Source organism: Actinoplanes sp. NPDC049599 (assembly GCF_044465625.1).
GTDB lineage: Bacteria > Actinomycetota > Actinomycetes > Mycobacteriales > Micromonosporaceae > Actinoplanes.
Genome location: NZ_JBITLX010000008.1, coordinates 104,949 through 128,312 on the forward strand (window position 1 = coordinate 104,949; position 23,364 = coordinate 128,312).

The following is a 23,364-nucleotide window of genomic DNA, read 5'->3' on the forward strand; positions in this document are numbered from 1 at the left end:
CACGGCCACGGCCGTCGCCAGCTCGCGCCCGGCGACGCTCGGTGCAGTCGGTCATGCTGTGCCCACCTTTCGCATGCCCTTCTGGCCCTCACGGCCACGGCCGTCGCCGGCTCGCGCCCGGCGACGCTCGGTGCAGTCGGTCATGCCATCTCCTCGAAGGTCTGGGTGATCGTGCCCTTGGCGTCGATCGCGTCCAGCAGGTGGCCGCGCCACTCGTCCAGGGCGTTCGGGTAGTCCTCGCGCCAGTGGCAGCCGCGGGTCTCGCGGCGCTCGGCCGCCGAGGCCACCAGCGCGGCGGCCACGGTCAGCAGGTTGGTCGCCTCCCACGCCGCGTTGTGCGCGACGCCGTGCTGCTCGCCGAGCCGGGCCAGCTCCTTCGCCGTGGCGGCCAGCGAGTCGGCCGAGCGGAGCACGCCGGCCCCGCGGGTCATCGCCCGCTGCAGGTCGGTGCGGATCGCCGGGGACACCACCCAGCCGGGCTCGCCGGCCGGCGTCACCGGCTCGGCCTGCGGCGGCAGGTCCCGGGCGATGTCGTCGGCGATCCGCCGGGCGAAGACCAGGCCCTCCAGCAGCGAGTTGCTGGCCAGCCGGTTCGCGCCGTGCACGCCTGTGCAGGCCACCTCGCCGCAGGCGTACAGGCCCGGGATGGAGGTGCGGCCGTGCAGGTCGGTGCGGACGCCGCCGGAGGCGTAGTGGGCCGCCGGGGCGACCGGGATCAGCTCGGTCGCCGGGTCGACGCCGGCGCCGCGGGTGGACGCCACGATGGTCGGGAAGCGCTGCTCCAGGAACTCCTTGCCCAGGTGCCGGGCGTCCAGGTAGACGTGGTCGGCCCCGGTCGCGCGCAGCACCCGGTGGATGCCCTTGGCGACCACGTCCCGCGGCGCCAGCTCGGCCAGTTCGTGCTGGCCGACCATGAACCGCTTGCCGGTCTCGTCGACCAGGTGGGCGCCCTCGCCGCGCAGCGCCTCGGAGATCAGCGGCCGCTGCACCGAGGTCACGTTCGCGGTCATGAACGACGTCGGGTGGAACTGGACGAACTCCACGTCGGTGACCTTGGCGCCGGCGCGCAGCGCGAGCGCGACCCCGTCGCCGGTGGAGACGGCCGGGTTGGTGGTGGAGGCGAAGATCTGGCCCATGCCGCCGGTGGCCAGCACGACCGCGCGGGCCAGGATCGCGCCGACGCCGTCCTCGCTGCCCTCGCCCAGCACGTGCAGGGTGATGCCGCAGGCCCGGCCGTCGCCGCCCCGCAGCAGGTCCAGCACCAGGGCGTGCTCGACCAGGCGGATCCACGGGTCGCGGAGCACCGCCTGGTGCAGGGCGCGCTGCACCTCGGCGCCGGTGGCGTCGCCGCCCGCGTGCACGATCCGGTCGGCGCGGTGCCCGCCCTCGCGGGTCAGCATCAGCGAGCCGTCGGCGTGCCGGTCGAACTCGGCGCCGATCCGCATCAGCTCGCGGATCCGGGCGGGGCCCTCCTCGACCAGCACGCGGACCGCCGCGGGGTCGCAGAGGCCGACCCCGGCGATCTCGGTGTCGAACGCGTGCGCCTCGGGGGTGTCCAGCGGGTCCAGCACGGCAGCGATGCCGCCCTGTGCCCAGCGGGTCGACCCGTCGTTGATGTTGACCTTGGTGACGACGGTGACGTGCAGCCCCGCCTCGCGCAGGTACAGGGCGGCGGTCAGGCCCGCGACACCGGAGCCGACCACCAGCACGTCGGTGGTCTCGGTCCAGCCGGGCGCGGCGGCGGCCAGACGGCGGGGGAGCGCCGGAAGGTCGGCAAGATGCGACATGCGCCCAGTCAACAGGCCCGGGGCCGGGAAATCACGGCCGGGGCGCGAAGAAGTGCCAGGCGTTACTGGTACTGCACCGGCATGGCCTTGCTGCCCTTGCCCTTGAGCGAGGCGGTCAGGGTCGCCGCGTCCAGCCACAGGTAGCACCGCACGCCCCGGTCGCCCAGTGTCCACACGTCTTTACCGCCGGGCAGCGAGATCACGCCGGCCCGGAACTGCAGGTCGGCGTCGTCGGGCACGCCCACGTACCCGGCGATCAGGCCGCGGCAGCCGTCGTGCAGCTTGTCCCACTGCTTGGTGGTCGCGGGGTACCCGTCGTCCCCGGCCTCCCAGACCCCGACGAACTCCGCGTTGTGCCCGGCCGAGCAGGGCGTGGACGGCATCGTGCCGATCTTGCCGGCCTTGTCCAGCAGCACCCGGTAGCAGGTCAGCAGCAATGGCGAGGCCCGCTCCTTGAGCGCGTCCCGGAGGCTGCCGACCCGCTGCACCAGCCCGCCGTCGTCCTCCACCGAGCTGCTCACCAGCACCTCGCAGCGGTACCAGCGGGCGCCACCGGTCCAGGCGGCCCGGGTCGGCTGGATCACCCCGATCCAGAGCCGGGCGGTCCGCCACGGCCCGCCGACGTACGCGGTGGTCTTGGCGTCACACGTCCGGTACGCGGCCCGCGCGCCGGCCGAGTCGGGGGCCGGCGGGTCCGAGGCCTCGGCGGCCGGGCTCGGATAGGTGCCGACGTGCACGGTCTCGGTGCGGTGCTTGAGCTTGCAGTCGACTTCCTCGTACGTGGCCCGGGTGCCCGCGGTGGTGAAGTTGGCCAGGTGACAGGTCTCCGCGACCGGGGTGAAGCCGGTCGGCACGCCGATCGCGGCCCAGCTGTCGGTGAGATCCCCGTCCACTCCGGCCGGGTTGCCGCACCCGCCCGCGAGCACGACCGTGAGCAGGCTCGACGCCACCGCGACCGGCAACCGCCAGGAACGGCGCAGCCGGGGCAGGTGTCGCATGAATCCGTGCCTCCCGAGCGCCAGACAGTGTCCGATTTGTCGATGATAGGGCAATCGACACGGTCACCACGGCGCCTTCGGCCGGACTGCTCCCCGCGTACCGGATCCTCGGGGCGGCGGATCGGCCACCCGGCGGGCCCGCCGGGTGCGGCCTCAGGCCGCGTCGCCCAGCAGCACCGGGACGTTGTCGATCAGCCGGGTGGTGCCCACCTTGGCGGCGACCAGCAGCCGCGCCGGGCCGTCCGTGGGCGCCGGGCCCAGCAGCGGATCGGTCAGGGCCAGATAGTCGACCTGGATGCCCGGCTCGTCGGCGAGGATCTTGCCGGCCGCCTCCAGCACGCGCTGCGCGTCGCTCTGCGCCGCGCCCTCCCGCAGGGCCTGCGACAGCGCGAGGGCCGCCGTGCGCTGCTGAGCCGAGAGGTAGCGGTTGCGGCTGGACAGCGCCAGGCCGTCGGCCTCACGGACCGTCGGCACCCCGATGATCTCGACACCGAGCTCCAGGTCGCGCACCATCCGGGTGATCAGGGCCAGCTGCTGGAAGTCCTTCTCGCCGAAGAACGCCAGGTCGGCGCGGGTCAGCCGGAGCAGCTTGGCGACCACGGTGAGCATCCCGGAGAAGTGCCCGGGCCGGCTCGCGCCCTCGAGGATCTCGCCCATCGGGCCGGCGTGCAGCGTCACCAGCGGCGAGCCGCCCGGATACATCTCGTCCCGGTCCGGCGCGAACACCACGTCGACCCGCTCGGCGCGACAGGCCTCGACGTCGGCGGCCAGCGTGCGCGGGTACTTGTCGAAGTCCTCGTTCGGCCCGAACTGCAGCGGGTTCACGAAGACCGTGGCGATCACGAAGTCGGCGCGCTTCCGCGCGACGCGCATCAGCTCGCGGTGCCCCTCGTGCAGGGCGCCCATGGTCATCACGACGGCCACCCGGCCGGTCGCGGCGGCCCGGGCGGCGGCCAGTTCGGCGCGGGTGTGGATGAGCGCGGTCATGTGGGACTCCCTACGGTCGCCTGGGCAAGAACGTCCATCAACAGCGCCGCGTCCCGCGGCCGCAGCCGCCCCGCGGCAATGGCCCGGTCGGCGGTGCGCCGGGCCAGAGCAAGATAGGCCGGTACGGACTCCGGCGCGATGCGGCTCAGATGCTTGCCCACGGTGCCCGCGTCACCCCGCGACACCGGGCCGGTCAGCGCGGCGTCGCCCAGGCTCAGCGCGTTCTCCAGGGCCGCGTGCAACAGCGGCGAGAGCACCACCTGCGGGCGCTCGACGCCGGCCGCCCGCAGCAGGTCGGCCGCCTCGTTGACCAGCGTGACCAGGTGGTTCGCGCCGTGCGCCAGGGCCGCGTGGTAGAGCGGCCGGGCGTCCTCGGCGATCCACTCCGGCACCCCGCCGAGGTCGGTGACCAGCCGCGCGGCGAAGGCCCGGTCGCGGGCGGTGACGCCCCAGGCGATCCCGGGCAGCCGGTCCAGGTCGGCCGCCGCCCCGGTGAAGGTCATCGCCGGGTGCAGCGCGAGGCCGTCGACGTCGCCGAGCACCCCGAGACCGTGCGCGCCCGAGGTGTGCGCGACGACCGTGCCGGGACCCAGCGCGCCGGTCGCGGCCAGGCCGGACACGACGGCGCCGAGATGGTCGTCCGGGACGGCGAGCAGCAGGAGATCGGTGGCGGCGCGGGCGACCTCGTCGGCGGGCAGGATCACGGCCTGCGGCAGGAGGCGCCGGGCGCGCTCCCGGGAGGCGGTGGAGACAGCGGCGGCGGCGACCACGCGGTGGCCGGCCTCCGCCAGCGCGGCGCCGAGCACGGCACCCACCCGGCCTGCCCCGACAACACCCACGACCAGCGGGTAAGCGCGCCTTCCGGCGCGCGGCACAGCGCTCATCAAAAGATCCAGTCCTCGAGTGTCGGTTCCGCCTTCAGTCCGCTCAAGGGCGGCGGTGGGGCGGTTGGACGGGGTACCGGTCGACCGCAAGTATGCGCCGGTGTAACACGCTCGTGACAAGAGCGTGTGAACAACTGCACCGGCGGTTTGGGCCTAGATTGGCAAGCGTGACGAGCCTGGATTGGCAAGCGGCGATGACCGCCGCACTGTACGGCCCCGGCGGCTTCTTCACCCGGGCCACCGACAGCCCCGCCGACCACTTCCGCACCAGCGTGCACGCCTCCCCGCTGTTCGCCGGCGCGCTGCTCCGGCTGATCCGCGAGGTGGACGCCGCGCTGGGCCGCCCGCGCGTGCTCGACGTGGTGGACGTGGGCGCCGGCCGCGGCGAACTGCTCGCCGCCCTCCGCGCGCTGCTCAGCGGGGAGCCGGCGGACGAACTGGCCGGGCGGGTCCGGTTCGCCGGGGTCGAGGTCGCCGCCCGGCCGGCCGGGCTGCCGGCCGACATCCGCTGGCAGCGGTACGTCCCCGAGCAGCTCACCGGAGTGCTGCTGGCCACCGAATGGCTGGACAACGTGCCGCTGGGCGTGGCCGAGGTCGACCCCGGCGGGCGGGTCCGGCGGGTGCTCGTCGACCCCGGCACCGGGCAGGAGTCGCTGGGCCCGGACGTGGACGCCGCCGACCGGTTCTGGCTGGCCCGGTGGTGGCCGACCGCCCGGCCCGGCGACCGCGTCGAGATCGGCTGGCCCCGGGACGTCGCGTGGGCCGACGCGGTCGCCGCGGTGCGGCGCGGCTGCGCGCTCGCGGTGGACTACGGGCACCTGCGCTCGGCGCGACCCGCGCTGGGCACCCTCACCGGCTACCGGGACGGACGGCAGGTGCCACCCCGGCCGGACGGCAGCACCGACGTCACCGCCCACGTGGCGGTCGACTCGGCCGCGGCGGCTACCGGGACGGCGTACCGGATCATCGGTCAGCGGGCCGCGCTGCGGGCCCTGGGGGTCCGCGGCGGCCGGCCCCGGCTGGAACTGGCCCGCACCGACCCGGCGGGCTACCTGCGGGCACTGGGCGCGGCCGGGGCCGCCGCCGAACTCACCGACCCGGCCGGGCTGGGCGCGCACTGGTGGCTGCTGCACGAGATCGGCATCGACCTCCGTGGGACGATGCTGGCAATGAGCGAATCATCAGTGCGGCGCCCAGCGGATGTCATCGGCGCAGCGCCGGCGGAGGTGATGGCATGAGTGACCTGCGGGAGCTGACCGTCGGCACGGGGTCCGGGCTGGACACGGCCGACATGGTCCTCAACATCGGACCCCAGCACCCGTCCACGCACGGCGTGCTGCGGCTCAAGCTCACCCTCGACGGCGAGCGGGTGGTCTCCTGCGAGCCGATCGTCGGCTACATGCACCGCGGCGCCGAGAAGCTGTTCGAGGTGCGCGACTACCGGCAGATCATCGTGCTGGCGAACCGGCACGACTGGCTCTCGGCGTTCTCCAACGAGCTGGGCGTCGCGCTCGCCGTGGAACGCCTGATGGGCATCGAGGTGCCCGAGCGCGCGACCTGGCTGCGGATGGCCCTCGCCGAGCTGAACCGGGTGCTCAACCACCTGATGTTCCTCGGCTCGTACCCGCTGGAGATCGGCGCGATCACGCCGATGTTCTACGCGTTCCGGGAACGGGAGACGCTCCAGGCGGTCATGGAGGAGGTCTCCGGCGGCCGGATCCACTACATGTTCAACCGGGTCGGCGGCCTCAAGGAGGAAGTGCCGGCGGGCTGGACCGGGCGGGCCCGGACGGCGATCGACGAGGTCCGCCGCCGGATGCCGGACATCGACCGGCTGATCCGCCGCAACGACATCTTCCTGGCCCGCACGGTGGGCGTCGGCGTGCTGACCGCCGAGCAGGCCGCGGCGTACGGCGCCTCGGGCCCGGTGGCGCGGGCCAGCGGCCTGGACCTCGACCTGCGGCGCGACGAGCCGTACCTGGCGTACGACCAGCTGGACGTGCCGGTGGTGACCCGGACCGCCGGCGACTGCCACTCCCGGTTCGAGGTGCTGCTCGACCAGGTGTACGTGTCCCTGGACCTGGCACAGGAGTGCCTGGACCGGGTGGACCGGATCAGCGGCCCGGTGAACGTGCGCCTGCCCAAGGTGGTCAAGGCGCCGGAGGGTCACACGTACGCGTGGACCGAGAACCCGCTCGGCATCAACGGCTACTACCTGGTCTCCCGGGGCGAGAAGACCCCGTGGCGGATGAAGATGCGCACGGCCTCGTACGCGAACGTGCAGGCGCTGGCGACGCTGATCCCGGGCTGCCTGGTGCCGGACCTGATCGCGATCCTGGGTTCGATGTTCTTCGTGGTCGGAGACATCGACAAGTAGCGGTCACCAGCGGCCGGGGCGCTCCTGGCTGCGGGGTGCCCAGCCGTGCTGGGGTGCCAGCGGGTCGGGGCCGTAGCCCGGCTTGTCCTCGCCGCCGCGGCCGGTGGTTGTGTGGTCGTCGGTTTCGTCGGCGTCGGTTTCGTCGGCGTCGGCGAAGAAGCTCGAGGTCTCGATGCCGTAGGCGCTGGGTGCCGGCTGGTCGTGGGACACGTTGTAGTCGTAGCCGCCGGTCCGGTCGAAGCCGTAGTCCGTGCCGTAGGTCTCGGGGCCGACGCCGTAGCTCTGGAACTCCGGCTCGGCGCCGTAGGTCCTGGGCGCGGGGCGGGCGCCGTAGGTCTGGGGTGCGGGAGCGGCCGGGGAGCCCAGGCCGTAGGCCTGGGGCGCAACGGTGCCGTAGCCCTCCGCGGCGCCATACCCCTCCGGGGGGCCGTAGGTCTTCGCCGGGGGCGGCGTGGTCGGGGCGCCCAGGCCGTAGCGGGCGAGGTCGGTGCCCGTGTCCGGCGCGGCGTGCCGGCGCGAGGGCCGCTGCTCGGCCGCCGGCGGCGCCGCCTCGGCGGTGCCGTAGTGGTCCGCTCCCCCGCTGCGCTCGGCCCACGCCGAGCCGGACAGTCCCGGGCCGTAGCCGCCGGACGACCGTGGCTCGGCCGCGTCGTCGTCCCGTCCGTATCCGCCGCCGGGGGGCGGCACCACGGCTGCGGCGCGCTGGCGCGGAAGCGGTGCTGCCGCGGCGGCCCCGCTTGCGACGGGCCGCAGGGCCGCGGATCCCACGGACGCGGAGCCGGTCACCGGCGCGGCCGCCGCGGCGACCGTGGGGATCCGGGCCACCGAGGTGTGTCCGTCGGGCGGCGCGACAGACGCGGTAGCGACCGCCGGACGTCCGGGCGGGGCAGGTGCGTCACCCCGGTCGGCGTCGGGCGCCCAGCCGTCGGCCCGGGCCTGCCCGGCCACAGCCCGCCCGGGCACCGCCGCCGAAGCCCGCCCGTTGACCGGATAGCCGGCCGCCCCGGCCGACACCGGCATCACCCGGCCGCCGGTGGTGTGACCGACCTCCCGCACACCTGCCGAAGCCCGGCCGCCGGTCAGGTGTCCGGGCTCGTTCATCACCGGCGCGGCCACCCCCGCGCGGCCACCCACCGGGGGTGCACCCACCGGAGCCGCCGCCCGGGCCCCAGCCGGCGGGAGTCCCATCGCCGGGGAGCCCGCCGCCCGCATCCGGGTCATCTCGTCCTGCAGCGCCCGGACCCGGTTCCCGGTGGCGTGGGCGCTCGCCGTGACCTCCTCGCGCAGCGCCTCGAGCTGGTTCTCGACCTCCATGCTGAGCAGCACCGGGTCGTGGCGGACCAGCAGCGCCGCGCCGATCAGGACCACGCTGACCGCGATGAGCAGCACCGCGAAGCGGATGGAGCTGTCGCTGCCGCCGAGCAGCACGACGAGCGCGGCCACCGGGGCCAGGCCGACTCCGGCCCAGATGAGCGCGGTGAGGAGGCGGGCGTTGTGCGGCGCCTCGGGGTCCCGGTCAGGCATGGTCGCAGATGCTACCGAGAGTGGTGGCCGTCACGAAACGGCCGGACGCCGGGTACCACTCGTGCGGCACCCGGCGTCCGGGACGGATCAACGGCTGGGTCAGCCGGCGGCGAGCGCACCGTCCGAGCTGAAGACCAGGCCGACGCTGATCGTGCCCTGCTTGAGGCCCGTCTTGGTCAGCGGGCCGCCGGCGTCGAGCGAGCTGAACTTGCCCGCCTGGAAGCTGTAGGTCTCGACCAGGCCCTGCTGGCACTTGGGCCGCTGCGGGCACTCCGGCGGACCACCCAGGACGGTGGCGGCACCCGAGCACTTGGCGGCCAGCTCGGACAGCGTCTTGACGCCGTACTTGGTGGCGAAGGCCTCCGTGGTGGCGAAGGCGTTCTGGTCCTGTGCCGTGGACGGCTTGCCGAAGACCAGGCCGGTCTTCGCACCGAGGGCGGTCAGGTTGGTCATCGTGGTGTCGAGCTCCGGCGAGGACGGGTCCTTGGCGTCCTTGCCGTCGACCTTGCCCGCGAGGAACGTCGCCAGCGTGGCGGCATACTCCGGGACCACGTCGATGTCGCCCTTCTCCAGGGCGGGCTCGTACAGCTCGCGGTTGCCGATCTGCTGGACCTTGACCTGGTAACCGGCGGCCGTCAGGGCGATGTTGTAGAGCTCGCCCAGGGTCGCGTTCTCGCTGAAGTTCGCGGCGCCGACGGTCAGGTTGCCGCCGGGGCCCTTGGCGATGCCCGCGGTGAGGTTGTTCGCCGTGGCGAACTCCTCGGCCGCGGCCTTCGACGACTTGCGGTCGATGTCGACGGCCTTGTTCAGCTCGATCAGCTTGGCCGTGTCGAGCGCCGCGGAGACCTTGTCGAGCGCCGCGATGAGCTGCGGCGACGAGGCCTTCTTGTTGATCGCCGGGACGATGTTGTCGGTGTTCTGCAGGTTTTTGTCATCGGTGAGCACGACGAGGGTGTCGCCGGCCACCGGGGCGCAGCCGTTGCCGGCGGCGGAGCTCGCGGGGGCCTCCGTGCCGGAGGATCCGGACTCACCGCAGCCGGCGAGAATGACGGCGGCGGTCATGAGGGTGCCAGCCGTCAGGAGCAGGTGTCGACGCATACTGCCGCCTTCTGTGTCCCGGCGCGGCCAGTGGCCGCGCCGCGTGTCCGACGGGCAGTCGGTGTTCGATGCCCGTGTGATGTCCGTGTGATGTCCGTGGGTCAGCCGCGGGGTCGGCGGCTCACCCACATTCCTACCCGCAGGGTGTGACAAGTTTCGTAACGATGCGAGACCATTACCCGGCCGGGGCTGCCGCGGTCGGCCGGCGGCGCCGGTCCGTCCGCAGCGCGGCCGGTGTCACCCAACGTTGTACGCCCGCGAGCAGCCCTTCCACCAGCAATGCGAGCAGCGCCACAACGATGCCGCCGGCCACGATCTGCCCGCCGCCGCCGGCGCTCATGCCGATCCCGAAGCCCGCCGAGATGATCTCGCCCAGCCCGCCGCCGTTGACGAACGCGGCCAGCGCGGCCGTCGCCACCACCTGCACCGCCGCGGTCCGCAGCCCCGCCGCCAGGTACGGCACCGACAGCGGCAACTCGACCTGCCGGAGCAGCTGCCCGCCGGAGAGCCCCATGCCACGCGCCGCGTCCCGGGTCTCCGGATCGATCTGCCGCAGCCCGGTGTACGCGTTCGCCAGCAGCGGCGGCACCGCGAAGACCGCCAGCGCCACCACCACCGGCGGCTGGCCGAACCCGAGCGGGGTCAGCGGCAGGATGGTGAGCAGGGCCAGCGTGGGGATGGCCAGGGTGAGGTTGGCGATGGTGACCACCACGCCGCCGCCCCGCCCCCGGTGCCCGAGCCAGATGCCGAGCGGCCAGCCGATGACACAGCCCAGCAGCACCGCCCACAGGCTGATCAGCAAGTGCTCCTCCAGCCGGTCCAGCAGCCCGCCGGGGTTGGTCCAGTTCAGCGGGTCGTTGAGCCAGACGACGCCCTCTTGGAAGTAGTTCACGAGCTGCGCTCCCTCGCCCAGGGGGTGAGCAGCCGGCCGAGCCCGGCCAGCACCAGGTCGAGCACCAGCGCCAGGGCGACGCAGAGGATCGTCCCGGTCATGATCTCGGCCTTGTAGAAGTTGTTCCGGAAGCCGCCGAGGATCATCTCGCCGAGGCCGCCCTTGCCGATCAGCGAGCCGACCGTGACCAGCGCGACCGTCGAGACGGTGGCCAGCCGCAGCCCGGTCAGGATGCCGGGCAGAGCCAGCGGCAGCTCGATGCGCCACAGCCGGCCCAGCCGCCCGTACCCCATGCCGGCCGCGGCGTCGCGGACCTCGGCGGGCACCTGGCTCAGCCCGGCCAGCGAGTTGCGGACCAGCACCAGCAGCGCGTACAGCACCAGGGCGATCAGCACGGAGGTGTCGCTGGTGGTGCCGACGGCCGGGGCGATGAGAGCGAGCAGCGCCAGCGACGGGATCGTGTAGAGGACGCCGGAGAGTGCAAGAATCGGGCCGGTCAGTGGTCGCCACCAGTAGGAGACGACCGCGAGCGGCAGTGCGACGATCAACGCGATGATCACCGCACGGGCGGTGAGACCGGCGTGGAACTGCAGCGCGGTGAGGATCTCGTCGGCGTTGTCGTGCACGTAGCGCCAGGAAAACCACGGATTTCCCGGCCCGTCGTCAGCGGGGGCGGCCAGGGGCCACGCAGGCGCCGGGGCCCTCGACAGGAAGGACATACGTGGACGCTACCGCGATCAAGGAGTCCGGCGCTGGCCGGACCGCGGCGTCTATCACGCTCGAGAACGTCGGGAAGGTCTATCCGGACGGGACCGTGGCGGTCGGCGACATCAGCCTGGAGGTGCGGGCGGGCGAGCTCGCGGTGCTGATCGGACCCTCCGGCTGTGGCAAGTCCACGGTGCTGCGGATGATCAATCGGTTGATCGAGCCGTCCAAGGGCCGGATCCTGATCGACGGCGCGGACGTCTCGGCGCAGGACCCGGTTGAGCTGCGGCGGCAGATCGGCTACGTCATCCAGAACGTCGGACTGTTCCCGCACCAGACGATCCGCACCAACATCGGCACCGTGCCGCGGCTGCTGGGCTGGGACCGCAAGCGGATCAAGGAGCGCGCGGACGAGCTGCTGGAGCTGGTCGGCCTCGACCCGAAGCGGTACGGCGGCCGCTATCCGCACGAGCTCTCCGGCGGTCAGCGCCAGCGGGTCGGCGTGGCCCGGGCCCTCGCGGCGGACCCGCTCGTGCTGCTCATGGACGAGCCGTTCTCGGCGGTGGACCCGATCGTGCGAGGCCGGTTGCAGGAGGAGTTCCTGCGCCTGCAGGAGGCGGTCCGCAAGACGATCGTGCTGGTCACCCACGACATCGACGAGGCGGTCCGGCTGGGCGACCGGATCGCGGTGCTGGCCGAGGGCGGCCGGCTGATGCAGTACGCGACCCCGGCCGAGCTGCTCAGCCGGCCCGCGTCGGCGGCGGTCAGCGAGTTCGTCGGCACCGACCGGGGCATCCGGCGGCTGGCGGTCACGCCGGTGCGCGAGGCGATGCGCCCGCTCGGCCAGGTCGAGGAGCTCGAACGGCTGCCCACGGTCGAGGTGACGGGCACGCTCTACGACGCGCTCGCGGTGATGCTGACCGGCGACTCGCTCAACGTCGTGGTGATGGAGAACGGCGAGCCGATCGGTGCGGTGTCGCGCTCGGCGCTGTTCGACGCGCCCGCCTCGGAAGCCGCCGCACCGGCCTGACGCGGGACCGCGGCGCGACCGGCGAGGGGAGTCGTCGGTCGCGCCGCGGGTGACGCGGCGGGGGCGGTGCCGGCGGGGGCTGCGGTCACCGGTGCGCCGCGGCGCGGGGAAGGTCTAGCGGGTGCCCCGGCGGGCGCCCAGGGTGGCGAGTCCGATGATCCAGCCGACGAAGAGGCCGTACGTGGCGCCCTCGCCGGCGGTCCGGAACGCGCCGAGCAGCGACGGGTTGGCCAGGAACAGCGTGGTCAGCAGCGCGGCGAAGCCACCGGCGAAGATGTACGCGGCCCAGCCGGCGAAGAACTGGCTGATCGTGCCGCGGGCCCGGGCCAGCTGGGAGCCGGGCAGCAGGTAGCAGAAGACCAGCGTCAGCACGACCACCAGGATCGCCTTGAGGTCGCCGACCACGATCGAACGCAGCGAGTCGTCGGAGTCGAAGCTCCAGTGCGGCCACGCCAGCAGGCGCAGCCACCAGCCCCCGGCGGTCTCCGGGTTGGTGTTGTCGGTGACCCAGTCGGCGTACCAGGGGCTGCCGAACACGAGAACGAGGACCAGCGCGGTTATCGTGCCGGCGCTGGGCGCGCTTTTGTAGCGGTTGGTGAGAGCCATGAACCCGTTAGTTCCCAACGGATTCCGGTCACCAAACGCGCCGGAACTGATATCCGTGAATGTGTACCTTGCGGCGGTATCAGTGCTTTTGCAGGTAATCGATGAAGGCGGCCCGGAGCAGCGGCTCCTGCTCGCCCAACCCGTGGCCGGTCAGCTCACGCCAGAGCGCGATCGCTTCGTCGATCGTCGGACCGACCGAGTGCGGCGCACCGTCGAGCGACGCCGCCTCGTCCGCATCGGGCAGGTGCTTGAACACCGACCAGAAGAAGCTCAGGTCCCGCCGCTCCCGCGCCCTCGCGAAGGCCCGCTCACGCAGTTCCTCGGTGGGCAGGGCGTCGAGTTCGGCGAAGGTCGAGTCGGTCATGTCTGCCAGCATAGGCGGCGGCCCGGCGGTCAGCGGCCGCTGCCCCAGGGCCCCTCGTCCCAGCGGATCGGGCGGTTCTCCGGCGGCTCGGCGGAGGTGGACCACTGCTCCGGCATGTCGGGGGTCCAGGTGGTGCCGCCCGAGGCCGCGGCGTTCCAGTCGGTCATCGCGGGCACCGGCAGCGGGCGCCCGTACGTCTCGACCAGCCGGGTGACGATCAGGCCGCCGCCGACCGCGCAGGCCGCGATCGCGAACAGCGCGATGTCGAAGTCGCGCCGGGCCGCGTAGTCCAGGAAGAGGGTCAGCCCGGCGACCGCGAGCAGGGTGCCGAAGATGCCGCCGCGCCGGCCGTAGGCGCTGGTGCCGGCGAGCAGCGCCGCACCGAAGGCCAGGCCGGTCCATTCCAGGCCGGTGCCGGGCTCGATCGGCGCGGTGGACTGGGCCGCCATCAGCACGCCCGCGCCGACGGCGAACACCGAGGAGAGCACCAGGGCGGTGATCACCGGGAGGGCCGCAGCCGCACCCCGCCGCCGGGCCGGGTCGCCGGCCGGGCGCAGCCGCCCGACCAGCCGCCGGATCGGCATGACGGTGCCCAGCGCGCCGCCGATGACCGCAAGCAGCGCAAAACCGCCGAACAGGTAGAACGCGTGGTTGGCCGGGTCGTAACCGGCCTGCACGGTGACCGGCGCGGTGCGCAGCTGGTCGTAGACGATGACGCCCATGGCGCCGCCGAGCGTCGCGGCCCAGCCGGGCACGTGCAGCACAAGCACCAGGACGGCCACGACCAGACCGCCCGCGGCGGCCACGATCAGCGCCGGCACGGCTGCCTGCACCAGGCCGTCGTCGCCGTTCTCGGCGAAGTGCAACGCGGCGGCCAGGGCGATCGGGCCGACCGCGAGATTGGGTACGCCGGCCCGCAGCGTCAGCCCGGCGCCGAGGGTGAGCAGGCCGATCGAGGCACCGGTGATGAGCAGGGTGTCCAGGGCCGGCCGGCGCAGGCTGGCCGGGTCGAGGCGGTAGAGCAGGTAGGCGATGGCGGCGACCGCCAGCAGCAGGACGATCTCCCAGCCGATGTGGATGCCGAGCCGATCGCGCCCGTCGTCGCCGTCGGCGCCCGCCCGGCCGACCTCCGTCGCGGGCTCCACGAGCTGCATGCCGTCGCCGTCGCCGGCGTCCGGATCCAGGTCGCGCCGCCGGGCTCGGAAGTCGGTGGCCGCGAGGCCGGCCCGGTACGCCGCCGGGTCACTCTCCACCTGGTCGACGGTATTACGCCGATATGTGGTCTCGTCGTAGGCCATCCCGCACACCTCCTTCGCCGCCGGCACAGCATACGGAAATGAGGGGCCCTCGGTTCAAGTGCTGAACGGGGGGTCGATCAGGACCGTCCGGCCTGCCGGCCGTGCTCGCCGTTGTCCTTCTTCTCCGGCTGGTCCGGCACCCGGCAGGAGCGTTCCAGCCAGAGCGCGGCGCCGACCAGCGCGAGCGCGGCGGCCACCCCGGCGATGGCGGCCGGCACGTCGTCGCGGGCGGCCTTGGTCGGCTCCAGCGCCAGCCACGCGAGCAGCCCGGCCGAGAAGCCGCCGAACAGCGCGCCGGCCAGCGACGACGCCTTCGCGAGCACCGCGAACCGGGCCACCGCGAGCGCGTCGACCCGGCCCGCACCCGGCTTGCGCTGGATCCGGGCGGCGGTGTTCTGCGCCAGGGTGGCCTCGACGACGGCCAGCGTGCCGAGCACGATGATCGGCAGCCAGGGCAGCCGGGGCATCTGCGCGTAGAACGCGCTCAGCAGCAGCCAGCCCACCGCGGCCGCGGCCAGCGCGGCGACCACCAGGACGGACAGGCTGGTCGGCCGCATCGACGGATCGGTCGCGTCACCGCCGGGGTTGCTGCTCACCCTTGTGACTCTAACGGCAGATCGGGCCGCGGGGTCAGGGCGTTCGCGTCGGCGGTGAGCTCCGGGTCGTTCAGCAGGTCGGTCACCCAGCCGCGGCCGGGCAGCTGGGCGTACGGCTGCAGGTCGAGCCAGGGCTTGAGCACGAAGGCCCGCTGCCACGCCCGCGGGTGCGGCAGGGTGACCTCCGGGTCGTCGCTGAGCACCGGGGTGCCGTCCTCCTGCCACACCGCGATCACGTCCACGTCCAGCGTGCGCGGCCCGAACCGGCGTTCCGGATCCCGCACCCGGCCGGCGGCCTGCTCGAGCGCCCGCACCCGGTCCAGCCAGCCGGTGACCGCAGCCGCCGGGTCCACGGCCAGGACCACGGCGTTCAGGTACGCAGGCTGGTCGGCGTCACCCCACGGCGGCGTCTCGTAGACCCCGGAGACCAGCACGACGCTCTCGCCGAGCTGCTCCACCGCGCCCCTGAGGTACGCGTACCGGTCGCCGAGGTTGCTGCCCAGCGAGAGGATCGCCCGGGTCATCGGGCCCGCCGGACGGTGACCGCCACGTCGGCGAACTCGTGCGAGATCGGCGCCTGCGGCTTGTGCACGGTGACCGTGGCGGCGGCGACCCGGGCGTCCGCCAGGCAGACCGCCGCGAGCCGCTCGGCCAGCGTCTCGATGAGGTTGACCGGCTCACCGGCGATGATCCCGGCCAGCCGCCCGGCCAGCTCGCCGTAGTGCACGGTGTCGGCGACGTCGTCGCTGGCGGCCGCCTGGGCGAGGTCGAGCTCCAGCACCACGTCGACGACGAAGTCCTGGCCGTCGCGGCGCTCGAAGTCGAAGACCCCGTGGTGGCCCCGGACGCGCAGGCCGGACAGGGTGATGCGGTCGCTCACGGCGTACTCCAGGTTTTTGATCTTGAAATTCGCGGGCTGCCGGTGGCGCGCCACACGGCCAGCGCGTCGACGGTCGCGCGCACGTCGTGCACCCGGACGCCCCACGCCCCCGCGGCCACCGCCAGCACCGAGGTGGCAATAGTGGCCGCTTCCCGGCCGTCCACCGGCCGCGGCTCGCCGTCCGGCCCGGCGAGCAACCGGCCGAGGTACGTCTTGCGGCTGGCCCCGAACAGCACCGGATGGCCGAGGGCGAGCAACTCGTCCAGGTGCGCGCTCAGCGCCCAGTTGTGCTCGGCCTGCTTGGCGAAGCCGAGGCCGGGGTCGAGGATCAGCCGGCCGGGGTCGACGCCGGCAGCGACCGCGTCGTCCACCCGCTGCCGCAGTTCGGCCCGGACCTCGGCGACGACGTCGTCGTAGCGGGCGAGGTCGAGCATCCGGCGGGAGTGCCCGCGCCAGTGCATGAGGATCCAGGGACAGCCGGACTCGGCCACCACGGCGGCCATGCCCGGGTCCGCGAGCCCGCCCGAGACGTCGTTGACCACCAGGGCGCCCGCCGCGAGGGCGGCCGCGGCCACCTCGGCGCGGGTGGTATCGATGCTCAGCGGCACCCCGGCGGCGGCCAGCTCCTTGATCACCGGCAGCACCCGGGCGGTCTCGGTCGGGCCGTCCACCCGCTCGGCGCCGGGCCGGGTGGACTCCCCGCCGATGTCGACCAGATCGGCGCCGGCGCGGTGCAGCTCGATGCCGTGCGCGACGGCCGCGCCGACATTGGCATACCGGCCGCCGTCGGAGAAGGAATCGGGGGTGACGTTGAGGACGCCCATCACGACCGGGTGATCTTGTCGGAGCAGCACATCGCCGCTGACCTGCACGGTCGTCGCGGAGCGGGTCGGATCGGTCACGGGAAGACGGTACCGGGCCTCCACGTTTAGCACATGTGTACGATGCACCGTGACTCATCTTCAGTCATGTGTTTACCTTGGGTAACGAATCAGTCAGCTTGTAGGTAAGAAGTACGGCCCGTACTCTTTGGAACTGGGCATCATTGAAGGACCGAAGAGAGCAGACGGGCTTTGGGTAGGACAGGAGCGCCCTGAACGGCTCACTCGACGCGGTGGGCCGGAAGTAGCACCATATGGGCGTTGCCGTCAGCGAGGCTTCACAACTGCAGTTGTGCTCGGCGCCCTCACGCCGGGCACTCGGGAGGTTTACCGATGATCGCCACAGAGTTCGTCACGCAGGTTGCCACGGTCCTGCAGCAAGGCACCCTGGCGGCCCCCGAACCCAAGGGCATCAACACCGAGGGCGTCGTCACCTTCTTCGCCAGCAACGTCGCACCGATCCTGCTGGCCGTGCTCGGCGTCATCTTCATCGGCCGGGCCAGCCGCGGCGAGATCTCGAAGGTGCTGACCAGCTCCGCGATCGCCATCGTCGGCCTCGCGTTCATCGCCGGCGCCGCGACGCTGTTCTTCGTCGGCGACTTCCTCATCAGCCTCATCTTCACCTGAGGCCGCGGGCGGACATATGCGGCTGCGCACCGACGACGACATCTACCGGGCACGCCTTGTCTATCTGGGCCCGCCCGGCTACACGCTGCCCATGCACCTGCCGTACGCGCAGTATGGGATGTTCGTCCTACTAGTGCCTTTGTTCGTTTTTCTGCACTACCTCATCACCTTCGAGATCGACGCCTTCCCCGCCTGGGAGATCGCGCTGGCCATGGTCACGACCTCGTACGTGTTCCGGCACGTCGACCCCGACCGGCCGGCCCGGATGGTCATCCGCACCGCGCTCACCGACTGGCGCCGCACCCGCGAGCCGGCCGTCGAACGGCGTGACCCGAGACTTGTCGCCACGCGCATCAGGGTTCGGGAGGAGTTGGTATGACCAGTTTCGCCGCTCTCGTCGCATGCCCGAACGGGGCCCGTTCATGACCGCTACCCCACCGCCCGGGCATTCCCGCGCGGAACCGTCCCTTCCGGGCAAGCTGAGTAACGCTGTGCGATCAGACACTCACTCTCCGGATGAGAGCGCCGAACAGGTGCCCGGCCCCGGCCACGGCGCTGTCGCGGTCTTTCAGGCACCGCAGCCAGTGCGGCCGCGCACCAACGGCGGCCCGCCGGTCGACCCGATGGACATCGACTCGCCGTTCCTCGACCTGTTCGGCGGCGCCGCTGCGCCGGCCGAGCCGGCGCTGCCGCCGGACGACCCGGACGCGGACTTCGACTTCGGGTTCGACTTCGACGGCGCGGACGCGAGCCGGCAGACCTCCGCCCCGCCGGTTGCGCCGCCGGTTGCGGCGCCCACGAGCCCGGCTCCGGCGCCGGCTTCGGCCCCCGCTTCGGCTCCCGTCGAGTCCACATCGGACCTTTCGGGTCCGGCCGACGCGCCCGTCTCGCCGTTCATGCGGGCGCCGGCCGGGCCACAGGCCGACTTCTACGACGAGCGCGAGGCGCCGGAGTCCGACTTCGAGGACTGGCCCGACGAGGCCCGCCCCGGCGCGCTCCCGACGGTCGCCGCGGCACCCGTGCTGACGCAGCCCGCGCCCGCCCGGCCGGTGCAGACCCCGCCGCTCTGGCAGACCGTCGGCGCGCCCGGCGTCACCCCGGTGGCCGCGGTCGAGGCGTACCACCCGGCCGCGCCGGCTCAGCCCGACGCCCGGATCGACCTGCCCGAGCAGCCGCCGGCGGCCCGGCCCGAGCAGGCGCCGGCCAAGCGCCGCGGTCGCCGCAAGCGCGAGGAGCCGGCCAACCTGCCCGCGGTCCGGCCGAAGAAGAACGAGGTCAAGGCGGCGCCGCTGCGCCCGCACAAGCTCAAGTTCAGCGACCGCGACCCGGCCATCGAGCTGGAGATCAGCGAGATCGCCGGGCACCTGACCTTCACCCAGAGCACGGTCACGGCGTGGTATTCGCTGCCCGAGGTGCGCTGGGCGTTCCGCCCCGACGCCGAACGCGAGGCCCTGCTCTCGGCCATCTCCGAGCAGTACGCGGGCCTGGCCGGCTTCCGGCTGCACCTGCGCCGCACCAACCGGCCGTTCCCGGCCGACGAGTGGGCCCGGACCGTCGACTCCCACACGGCCAAGCCGCTGCCCGACGTCTCCGGCGCCACGTCCTGGTCCGACCACCTGGTCGCGGCCCAGCGCCACCTGCTCTCGGTCAACCACGCCGAGGGCCAGACCTACCTGGGCGTGACCTTCGCGCGGCGCTCGCTGGGCGACACGTTCTCCGAGCGCATCCTGCGGATGTTCGGCAAGGGCACCTCCGACGGGGAGCGACGCAAGCTCGGCCGCACCGTCGAGCAGTTCGACGAGGTGCTCAACGCGTTCGGCATGCGCGGCCGGCGGGTCACCCCGCAGGAGCTGGAATGGCTGCTGTTCCGCTCCGTCGCGCTCTGCATGTCCCCGCCCGGCCCGCTCTCCCCGATCTCCAACGGCCACTGGGAACGCGGTGACCTGCTCGCGCTGACCGAGCAGGTGGAGCGCTACCGCACCCCGTACGGCTCGACGGTGAAGCTGGTCAACCGGATGACCGGCGAGGAACGGCACGTCGCCGTGCTGTCGGTGGGCCGGATGGAGCCGCTGGAGATCCCGGAGAAGCACGAGCCGTGGATGCACTTCCACGAGCGGCTGCCCTGGCCGATGGAGCTCTCCTCGCGGATCGACATCCTCGGCTCGAACAGCTCGTTCAAGAACCTCGAGCACCGGCTCCGGATGATCCGCTCGCAGCAGCTCGACTACGCCGAGCACGGCATCGACGCCCCGCCGGAGCTGGAACGCCTGGCCAAGCGCGCCCTGGTGATCGGCGACGAGATGACCACCGGCCTGCCGGTCGAGTCGGCCCGCGCGCACGGCTGGCACCGGATCGCGGTCGGCGGCCGCACCCGCGACGAGTGCCTGGAACGGGCCCGGCGGCTGATTCAGCTCTACTCCCGCGAGCTGCGCATCTCGCTGCAGCACCCGAAGAACCAGGACCAGCTGGCCCGCGAGTTCATCCCCGGCGAGCCGATCGCCAACACCGGCTACGTGCGCCGGATGCCGGTGAAGCTGCTGGCCGCGGCGCTGCCCCAGGCCGCGTCCACGGTGGGCGACCGGCGGGGAGACCTGATCGGCCGTACGGCGGGCACGTGCCGCCGGCCGGTGTTCCTGGACCTGCACTTCCCGATGGAGGTCCGGGAACGTTCCGGCCTCGGGGTGCTGGTGGCCGAGCCCGGCGGTGGCAAGTCGACGCTGATGGGCGCGCTGGGCTACCTGAACGCGCGGCGTGGCGTCCAGGTGACTCTGCTCGACCCGTCCGGGCCGCTGGCTCGGCTGTGCGCGATGCCGGAGCTGCGGCCGTACTCCCGGGTGCTGAACCTGACCGGGTCGGAACAGGGGACGCTGGCGCCGTACGCGCTGATCCCCACCCCGATGCGCAGCGAGTTCCCGACCGGCGCCGGCGGCGACCGCGAGTACGAGATCGCCGTCTCCAACGCCCGCGCGGAACGCCGCATGCTGGTCCAGGACATCTGCTCGATGCTGGTGCCACCCCAGGTCGCCAAGGAGGCCTCAACGGCGACCCTGCTGCGGCACGCCGTCCGCCAGGTGCCCGCCGAGGAGACCTCCACCCTCGACGACGTGGTGGCCACCCTGCAAGGCCTGGACGACGACGGCAAGGAGCTGGCCAACCTGCTCCTGGACACCGCCGAAATGCCCCTGGCGCTGCTCTTCTTCGGCCGCCCCCCGGCCCACCTGCTCGGCGCCGACTCGGCCCTGACCGTGATCACCATGGCCGGCCTGCGCCTGCCCGACATCAAGATCGAACGCGAGTACTGGTCGGCCGAGGAATCCCTGGCCCTGCCGATGCTGCACACGGCCCACCGCCTGGCGGTCCGGCGCTGCTACGGCGGCTCGATGGGCTCCCGCAAGATGGTCGGCCTGGACGAGGCCCACTTCATGGAGGGCTGGCGCTCCGGCCGCTCGTTCCTGGTCCGCCTCGCCCGCGACTCCCGCAAGTGGAACCTGGCGGCCTTCGTCGCCTCCCAGAACCCCCGCGACATCCTCGGCCTCGACGTACAGAACCTGGTGTCAACGGTCTTCGTCGGCCGGATCGCCGAGGACCAGGAAATCGCCTCCGAAGCCCTCCGCCTGCTCCGGGTGCCGGTACACGACGGCTACGAGGCAACCCTGGCCTCGCTGTCACAGGCAGACACGTCCTCGTCGGCCCGCCTGGGCTTCCGCGAGTTCGTGATGCGCGACGTGGACGGCCGGGTGCAGAAGGTCCGGGTCGACGTGTCATACGTGGACGGTCTACTGGACTACCTCGACACGACACCGGCGGCGGCCAAGGCAGCGCCCTCGGCCATCGCGTCGCTGCCCGACCGGGAGGTCTGAGATGGTACGGCGGGCGTGCGCACTGGTGCTGACGATGCTGGTGGCCGCGGCGGCAAGCATCGCCTGGGCGGTCGCCGCCCCGTCACCGGCCTCGGCCGGACCATTGCAGGCCCCCGGCGGCGCCTGCAGCGCCGAGGAGTGGGGGAACGACATCCCCGGCTGCGTCAAGCGGCTCAAGGAAGTGTCCGGGGACCGGGTGACCTGCCTGAAGCCGCCCACGCCCAGCGCGCCGGACTCCGGTCTGGCGGGCTGGTTCGCCGAGCGTCCCGCCTCCTCCAAGCTCAATGGCCCCCAAGGCATCTACAGCCAGTACGGCTACGCCGGCTACAGCTTCTCGACCTACGACCTCGACGGCGGCTGCGCGGGCACCCTGACCGAGCCGGAGAGCAAGTTCGAGACCACCGTCGCGAACGGTGAGTTCATGATCGCCACTGCCGTCATCGGCGCCTCCAACGCCCTGCGGGAGCGCGCCTGGGACCCCCAGGCCCTGTGGGGCTGGGCCGATCCGCTGGTCGACCAGGCCACCAAGGCGGTCTATGAGAAGGTCTTCAGCGTCTTCGGCGTCATCACCCTCGCCGTGGTCGGCCTCTACCTGATCTGGCGGTCACAGCAGGCCGACATGGGTGCGGCCACCACGACCGCCGGATGGGCAATCCTGATCATGGTCGCCGTCACCGCCATCGCAGCGTGGCCGGTCAAATCGGCAAACATCGCGGACCAGACCTTGGTCACCACGCTGGGCGTAGTGCACGACGCGGTTGGACCGCGGGCTCAGGAAGCTCCTCCCGGCCAATGCGACAACCCCACTCCGGGCGCCTGCGATGACAACCGGCCGCCGGCTGTCCGCGCCAGCGACACCGTGACCGAGACCATGCTCTACCGCAACTGGCTCCGCGGGGTGCTCGGCTCGGCGGACAGCGTCACGGCGCAGAAGTACGGCCGGGCCCTGTACGACGCCCGCTCCTTCAGCTGGGACGAGTCGCAGAAGATGCGCAACAACCCGGACACCCGGCCGTCCACCATCACCGCGAAGCAGGACCAGTGGAAGCGAGTCGCCGAGACGATCAGGGTCGAAGATCCTGAGGCCTACGACTACCTCCGCGGTGTCAACGGGATGGACCGGATCGGCGCGGGCTTCATCGCCGTGCTGGCGGCCCTCATGTTCGCGATGTTCGATCTGACCGCGTCGCTGCTGGTGCTGCTCGGCTTCCTGATCTTCCGATGGGCGGTCATCGCCGCACCCATCCTGGGCACCGTCGGCCTGCTACGGCCGGCCAGCTCGGGCATCCGCCGACTCGGCAACGCCGTGGTGGCGGCCATCTTCAACATCGCCATCTTCGGCACCGGCGCCGCCATCTACCTCTTCGCCGTCGACCTGATCATGAATACCGCCAGCCTGGCGGGTTGGTTGCAGGTCGTGCTGGTCTGGCTGGTCGGGGTGGTGGGCTGGCTGCTGCTGCGGCCCTACCGGCGGATCACCCAGCTCGGCGGCAAGGACGGCACCGCGGCGATCACCTCGGCCGGGTCCTGGCACCGCAGGTTCTTCCGGGACATGCGCGAGGCCGCCAAGCTCGACGTGGCGGATGCCGGCGGGACGAACGAGCCCCTGATCGGCAAGGGCCGCACGGTCTACGTCGACCAGAGCAATCTGCGGCCCGAAGCGCGCCTGGAAGATCCCGCGCACGGTTCAGCGGGACGTGGCGGCCAGACCTTGGCCCCCGCGCCGGGCCGCGGGGGCGCTCCGGCGGTGCGTCCGGACGGCAACGAGTCGACCCGGGAGAACGCCGAGCCGGGCGACCGTGCCCCGGTTCCGGTCACCGCAGCGGCCGCGCGGCAGCGCCGGCCGTCGACCTGGACCGAACCGGACGTGACCGAGCGACCCGCCTCCTTCGCCATCTATCGACCGGAGACCGGCAGCACGACCCGCGAACCGGCGTCGCCGCGGGTGCGCACCGAGGCGAAGTGACCGC

The 23,364-nt window shown here is 72.8% G+C and carries 22 protein-coding genes; 7 read left to right on the forward strand and 15 right to left on the reverse strand.

What is annotated here, in order from left to right; genetic code table 11:
* Positions 1-140 precede the first annotated feature (140 nt).
* The 4 genes from ACIBQZ_RS17135 to ACIBQZ_RS17150 all read right to left on the reverse strand — a co-directional run bounded on the left by ACIBQZ_RS17135 (position 141) and on the right by ACIBQZ_RS17150 (position 4,656).
* Positions 141-1,787, reverse strand: a complete 1,647-nt coding sequence (locus tag ACIBQZ_RS17135; protein ID WP_396089603.1) for an L-aspartate oxidase — start codon at positions 1,785-1,787, stop codon at positions 141-143.
* A gap of 62 nt (positions 1,788-1,849) precedes the next feature.
* The gene (locus ACIBQZ_RS17140) at positions 1,850-2,785 is read right to left on the reverse strand and encodes a septum formation family protein (RefSeq protein ID WP_396089604.1); all 936 of its coding nucleotides are present in this window, start codon (positions 2,783-2,785) and stop codon (positions 1,850-1,852) included.
* 153 nt (positions 2,786-2,938) lie between these two features.
* Positions 2,939-3,772, reverse strand: coding sequence for a pantoate--beta-alanine ligase (panC, locus tag ACIBQZ_RS17145; RefSeq protein ID WP_396089606.1), 834 nt, complete (start codon positions 3,770-3,772; stop codon positions 2,939-2,941).
* The gene (locus ACIBQZ_RS17150; protein ID WP_396089607.1) at positions 3,769-4,656 is read right to left on the reverse strand and encodes a Rossmann-like and DUF2520 domain-containing protein; all 888 of its coding nucleotides are present in this window, start codon (positions 4,654-4,656) and stop codon (positions 3,769-3,771) included. The genes panC and ACIBQZ_RS17150 overlap by 4 nt, the downstream gene beginning before the upstream one ends.
* Positions 4,657-4,850: 194 nt before the next feature.
* On the opposite strand from ACIBQZ_RS17150, the gene ACIBQZ_RS17155 reads away from it, so the two are divergent.
* Both ACIBQZ_RS17155 and ACIBQZ_RS17160 read left to right on the forward strand, forming a co-directional pair.
* A complete protein-coding gene (locus ACIBQZ_RS17155; RefSeq protein ID WP_396089812.1) occupies positions 4,851-5,894 on the forward strand; it encodes an SAM-dependent methyltransferase in 1,044 nt (347 codons plus the stop codon).
* Positions 5,891-7,033, forward strand: coding sequence for an NADH-quinone oxidoreductase subunit D (locus ACIBQZ_RS17160; protein WP_396089608.1), 1,143 nt, complete (start codon positions 5,891-5,893; stop codon positions 7,031-7,033). Before ACIBQZ_RS17155 ends, ACIBQZ_RS17160 begins: the two co-directional genes overlap by 4 nt.
* 3 nt (positions 7,034-7,036) lie before the next feature.
* Here ACIBQZ_RS17160 and ACIBQZ_RS17165 read toward each other — a convergent pair whose 3' ends face one another.
* The 4 genes from ACIBQZ_RS17165 to ACIBQZ_RS17180 form a co-directional block, all read right to left on the reverse strand.
* The gene (locus ACIBQZ_RS17165) at positions 7,037-8,557 is read right to left on the reverse strand and encodes a hypothetical protein (protein WP_396089609.1); all 1,521 of its coding nucleotides are present in this window, start codon (positions 8,555-8,557) and stop codon (positions 7,037-7,039) included.
* Positions 8,558-8,656: 99 nt separating this feature from the next.
* Positions 8,657-9,655, reverse strand: coding sequence for a glycine betaine ABC transporter substrate-binding protein (locus ACIBQZ_RS17170; protein WP_396089610.1), 999 nt, complete (start codon positions 9,653-9,655; stop codon positions 8,657-8,659).
* A gap of 175 nt (positions 9,656-9,830) precedes the next feature.
* On the reverse strand, positions 9,831-10,547 hold the full coding sequence (locus tag ACIBQZ_RS17175) for an ABC transporter permease (protein WP_396089611.1): 717 nt from the start codon (positions 10,545-10,547) through the stop codon (positions 9,831-9,833).
* The gene (locus tag ACIBQZ_RS17180; protein WP_396089612.1) at positions 10,544-11,266 is read right to left on the reverse strand and encodes an ABC transporter permease; all 723 of its coding nucleotides are present in this window, start codon (positions 11,264-11,266) and stop codon (positions 10,544-10,546) included. The genes ACIBQZ_RS17175 and ACIBQZ_RS17180 overlap by 4 nt, the downstream gene beginning before the upstream one ends.
* A gap of 2 nt (positions 11,267-11,268) precedes the next feature.
* Between ACIBQZ_RS17180 and ACIBQZ_RS17185 the strand changes: the two genes are divergently transcribed.
* The gene (locus ACIBQZ_RS17185; RefSeq protein ID WP_396089613.1) at positions 11,269-12,282 is read left to right on the forward strand and encodes an ABC transporter ATP-binding protein; all 1,014 of its coding nucleotides are present in this window, start codon (positions 11,269-11,271) and stop codon (positions 12,280-12,282) included.
* A 114-nt stretch (positions 12,283-12,396) separates the two neighbouring features.
* Here ACIBQZ_RS17185 and ACIBQZ_RS17190 read toward each other — a convergent pair whose 3' ends face one another.
* The 7 genes from ACIBQZ_RS17190 to folP form a co-directional block, all read right to left on the reverse strand.
* Positions 12,397-12,888, reverse strand: a complete 492-nt coding sequence (locus tag ACIBQZ_RS17190; RefSeq protein WP_396089614.1) for a hypothetical protein — start codon at positions 12,886-12,888, stop codon at positions 12,397-12,399.
* A 79-nt stretch (positions 12,889-12,967) separates the two neighbouring features.
* Positions 12,968-13,252 carry a hypothetical protein gene (locus ACIBQZ_RS17195; RefSeq protein WP_396089615.1) on the reverse strand — a complete coding sequence of 95 codons (285 nt, stop codon included), beginning with the start codon at positions 13,250-13,252 and terminating at the stop codon, positions 12,968-12,970.
* 29 nt (positions 13,253-13,281) lie between these two features.
* The gene (locus ACIBQZ_RS17200; protein WP_396089616.1) at positions 13,282-14,550 is read right to left on the reverse strand and encodes an ABC transporter permease; all 1,269 of its coding nucleotides are present in this window, start codon (positions 14,548-14,550) and stop codon (positions 13,282-13,284) included.
* Between the two features lie 77 nt (positions 14,551-14,627).
* Positions 14,628-15,107, reverse strand: coding sequence for a DUF3180 domain-containing protein (locus ACIBQZ_RS17205; RefSeq protein WP_396089813.1), 480 nt, complete (start codon positions 15,105-15,107; stop codon positions 14,628-14,630).
* Between the two features lie 35 nt (positions 15,108-15,142).
* Positions 15,143-15,670, reverse strand: coding sequence for a 2-amino-4-hydroxy-6-hydroxymethyldihydropteridine diphosphokinase (folK, locus tag ACIBQZ_RS17210; protein WP_396089617.1), 528 nt, complete (start codon positions 15,668-15,670; stop codon positions 15,143-15,145).
* Complete coding sequence (gene folB / locus ACIBQZ_RS17215) at positions 15,667-16,026, reverse strand: dihydroneopterin aldolase (RefSeq protein WP_396089618.1); 360 nt, start codon at positions 16,024-16,026, stop codon at positions 15,667-15,669. The genes folK and folB overlap by 4 nt, the downstream gene beginning before the upstream one ends.
* Entirely contained in the window at positions 16,023-16,850 is an 828-nt protein-coding gene (gene folP, locus ACIBQZ_RS17220; protein ID WP_396089814.1) for a dihydropteroate synthase, read from the reverse strand. The genes folB and folP overlap by 4 nt, the downstream gene beginning before the upstream one ends.
* 390 nt (positions 16,851-17,240) lie before the next feature.
* On the opposite strand from folP, the gene ACIBQZ_RS17225 reads away from it, so the two are divergent.
* From ACIBQZ_RS17225 to ACIBQZ_RS17240, 4 genes are read left to right on the forward strand one after another with little or no spacing between them, the layout of a single operon-like run.
* The gene (locus tag ACIBQZ_RS17225; protein WP_396089619.1) at positions 17,241-17,534 is read left to right on the forward strand and encodes a hypothetical protein; all 294 of its coding nucleotides are present in this window, start codon (positions 17,241-17,243) and stop codon (positions 17,532-17,534) included.
* Between the two features lie 16 nt (positions 17,535-17,550).
* Positions 17,551-17,913, forward strand: a complete 363-nt coding sequence (locus tag ACIBQZ_RS17230) for a hypothetical protein (RefSeq protein WP_396089620.1) — start codon at positions 17,551-17,553, stop codon at positions 17,911-17,913.
* Positions 17,914-17,956: 43 nt separating this feature from the next.
* Positions 17,957-21,394: an ATP-binding protein gene (locus ACIBQZ_RS17235; RefSeq protein WP_396089621.1), complete on the forward strand. Its 3,438-nt coding sequence runs from the start codon at positions 17,957-17,959 to the stop codon at positions 21,392-21,394.
* A gap of 1 nt (position 21,395) precedes the next feature.
* Positions 21,396-23,360, forward strand: coding sequence for an MFS transporter (locus ACIBQZ_RS17240; protein ID WP_396089622.1), 1,965 nt, complete (start codon positions 21,396-21,398; stop codon positions 23,358-23,360).
* Positions 23,361-23,364 lie beyond the last annotated feature (4 nt).

What these genes read in the sequence shown, in the direction of transcription:
- folK (WP_396089617.1), bottom strand. Translation starts at nt 15,670, where the DNA reads ATGACCCGGGCGATCCTCTCGCTGGGCAGCAACCTCGGCGACCGGTAC.
- ACIBQZ_RS17190 (WP_396089614.1), bottom strand. Translation starts at nt 12,888, where the DNA reads ATGGCTCTCACCAACCGCTACAAAAGCGCGCCCAGCGCCGGCACGATA.
- ACIBQZ_RS17200 (WP_396089616.1), bottom strand. Translation starts at nt 14,550, where the DNA reads ATGGCCTACGACGAGACCACATATCGGCGTAATACCGTCGACCAGGTG.
- ACIBQZ_RS17240 (WP_396089622.1), top strand. Translation starts at nt 21,396, where the DNA reads ATGGTACGGCGGGCGTGCGCACTGGTGCTGACGATGCTGGTGGCCGCG.
- ACIBQZ_RS17235 (WP_396089621.1), top strand. Translation starts at nt 17,957, where the DNA reads ATGACCGCTACCCCACCGCCCGGGCATTCCCGCGCGGAACCGTCCCTT.
- ACIBQZ_RS17180 (WP_396089612.1), bottom strand. Translation starts at nt 11,266, where the DNA reads ATGTCCTTCCTGTCGAGGGCCCCGGCGCCTGCGTGGCCCCTGGCCGCC.
- ACIBQZ_RS17160 (WP_396089608.1), top strand. Translation starts at nt 5,891, where the DNA reads ATGAGTGACCTGCGGGAGCTGACCGTCGGCACGGGGTCCGGGCTGGAC.
- folP (WP_396089814.1), bottom strand. Translation starts at nt 16,850, where the DNA reads ATGGGCGTCCTCAACGTCACCCCCGATTCCTTCTCCGACGGCGGCCGG.
- ACIBQZ_RS17225 (WP_396089619.1), top strand. Translation starts at nt 17,241, where the DNA reads ATGATCGCCACAGAGTTCGTCACGCAGGTTGCCACGGTCCTGCAGCAA.
- ACIBQZ_RS17170 (WP_396089610.1), bottom strand. Translation starts at nt 9,655, where the DNA reads ATGCGTCGACACCTGCTCCTGACGGCTGGCACCCTCATGACCGCCGCC.
- ACIBQZ_RS17155 (WP_396089812.1), top strand. Translation starts at nt 4,851, where the DNA reads ATGACCGCCGCACTGTACGGCCCCGGCGGCTTCTTCACCCGGGCCACC.
- ACIBQZ_RS17205 (WP_396089813.1), bottom strand. Translation starts at nt 15,107, where the DNA reads ATGCGGCCGACCAGCCTGTCCGTCCTGGTGGTCGCCGCGCTGGCCGCG.
- ACIBQZ_RS17195 (WP_396089615.1), bottom strand. Translation starts at nt 13,252, where the DNA reads ATGACCGACTCGACCTTCGCCGAACTCGACGCCCTGCCCACCGAGGAA.
- ACIBQZ_RS17230 (WP_396089620.1), top strand. Translation starts at nt 17,551, where the DNA reads ATGCGGCTGCGCACCGACGACGACATCTACCGGGCACGCCTTGTCTAT.
- panC (WP_396089606.1), bottom strand. Translation starts at nt 3,772, where the DNA reads ATGACCGCGCTCATCCACACCCGCGCCGAACTGGCCGCCGCCCGGGCC.
- ACIBQZ_RS17135 (WP_396089603.1), bottom strand. Translation starts at nt 1,787, where the DNA reads ATGTCGCATCTTGCCGACCTTCCGGCGCTCCCCCGCCGTCTGGCCGCC.
- ACIBQZ_RS17150 (WP_396089607.1), bottom strand. Translation starts at nt 4,656, where the DNA reads ATGAGCGCTGTGCCGCGCGCCGGAAGGCGCGCTTACCCGCTGGTCGTG.
- ACIBQZ_RS17165 (WP_396089609.1), bottom strand. Translation starts at nt 8,557, where the DNA reads ATGCCTGACCGGGACCCCGAGGCGCCGCACAACGCCCGCCTCCTCACC.
- ACIBQZ_RS17140 (WP_396089604.1), bottom strand. Translation starts at nt 2,785, where the DNA reads ATGCGACACCTGCCCCGGCTGCGCCGTTCCTGGCGGTTGCCGGTCGCG.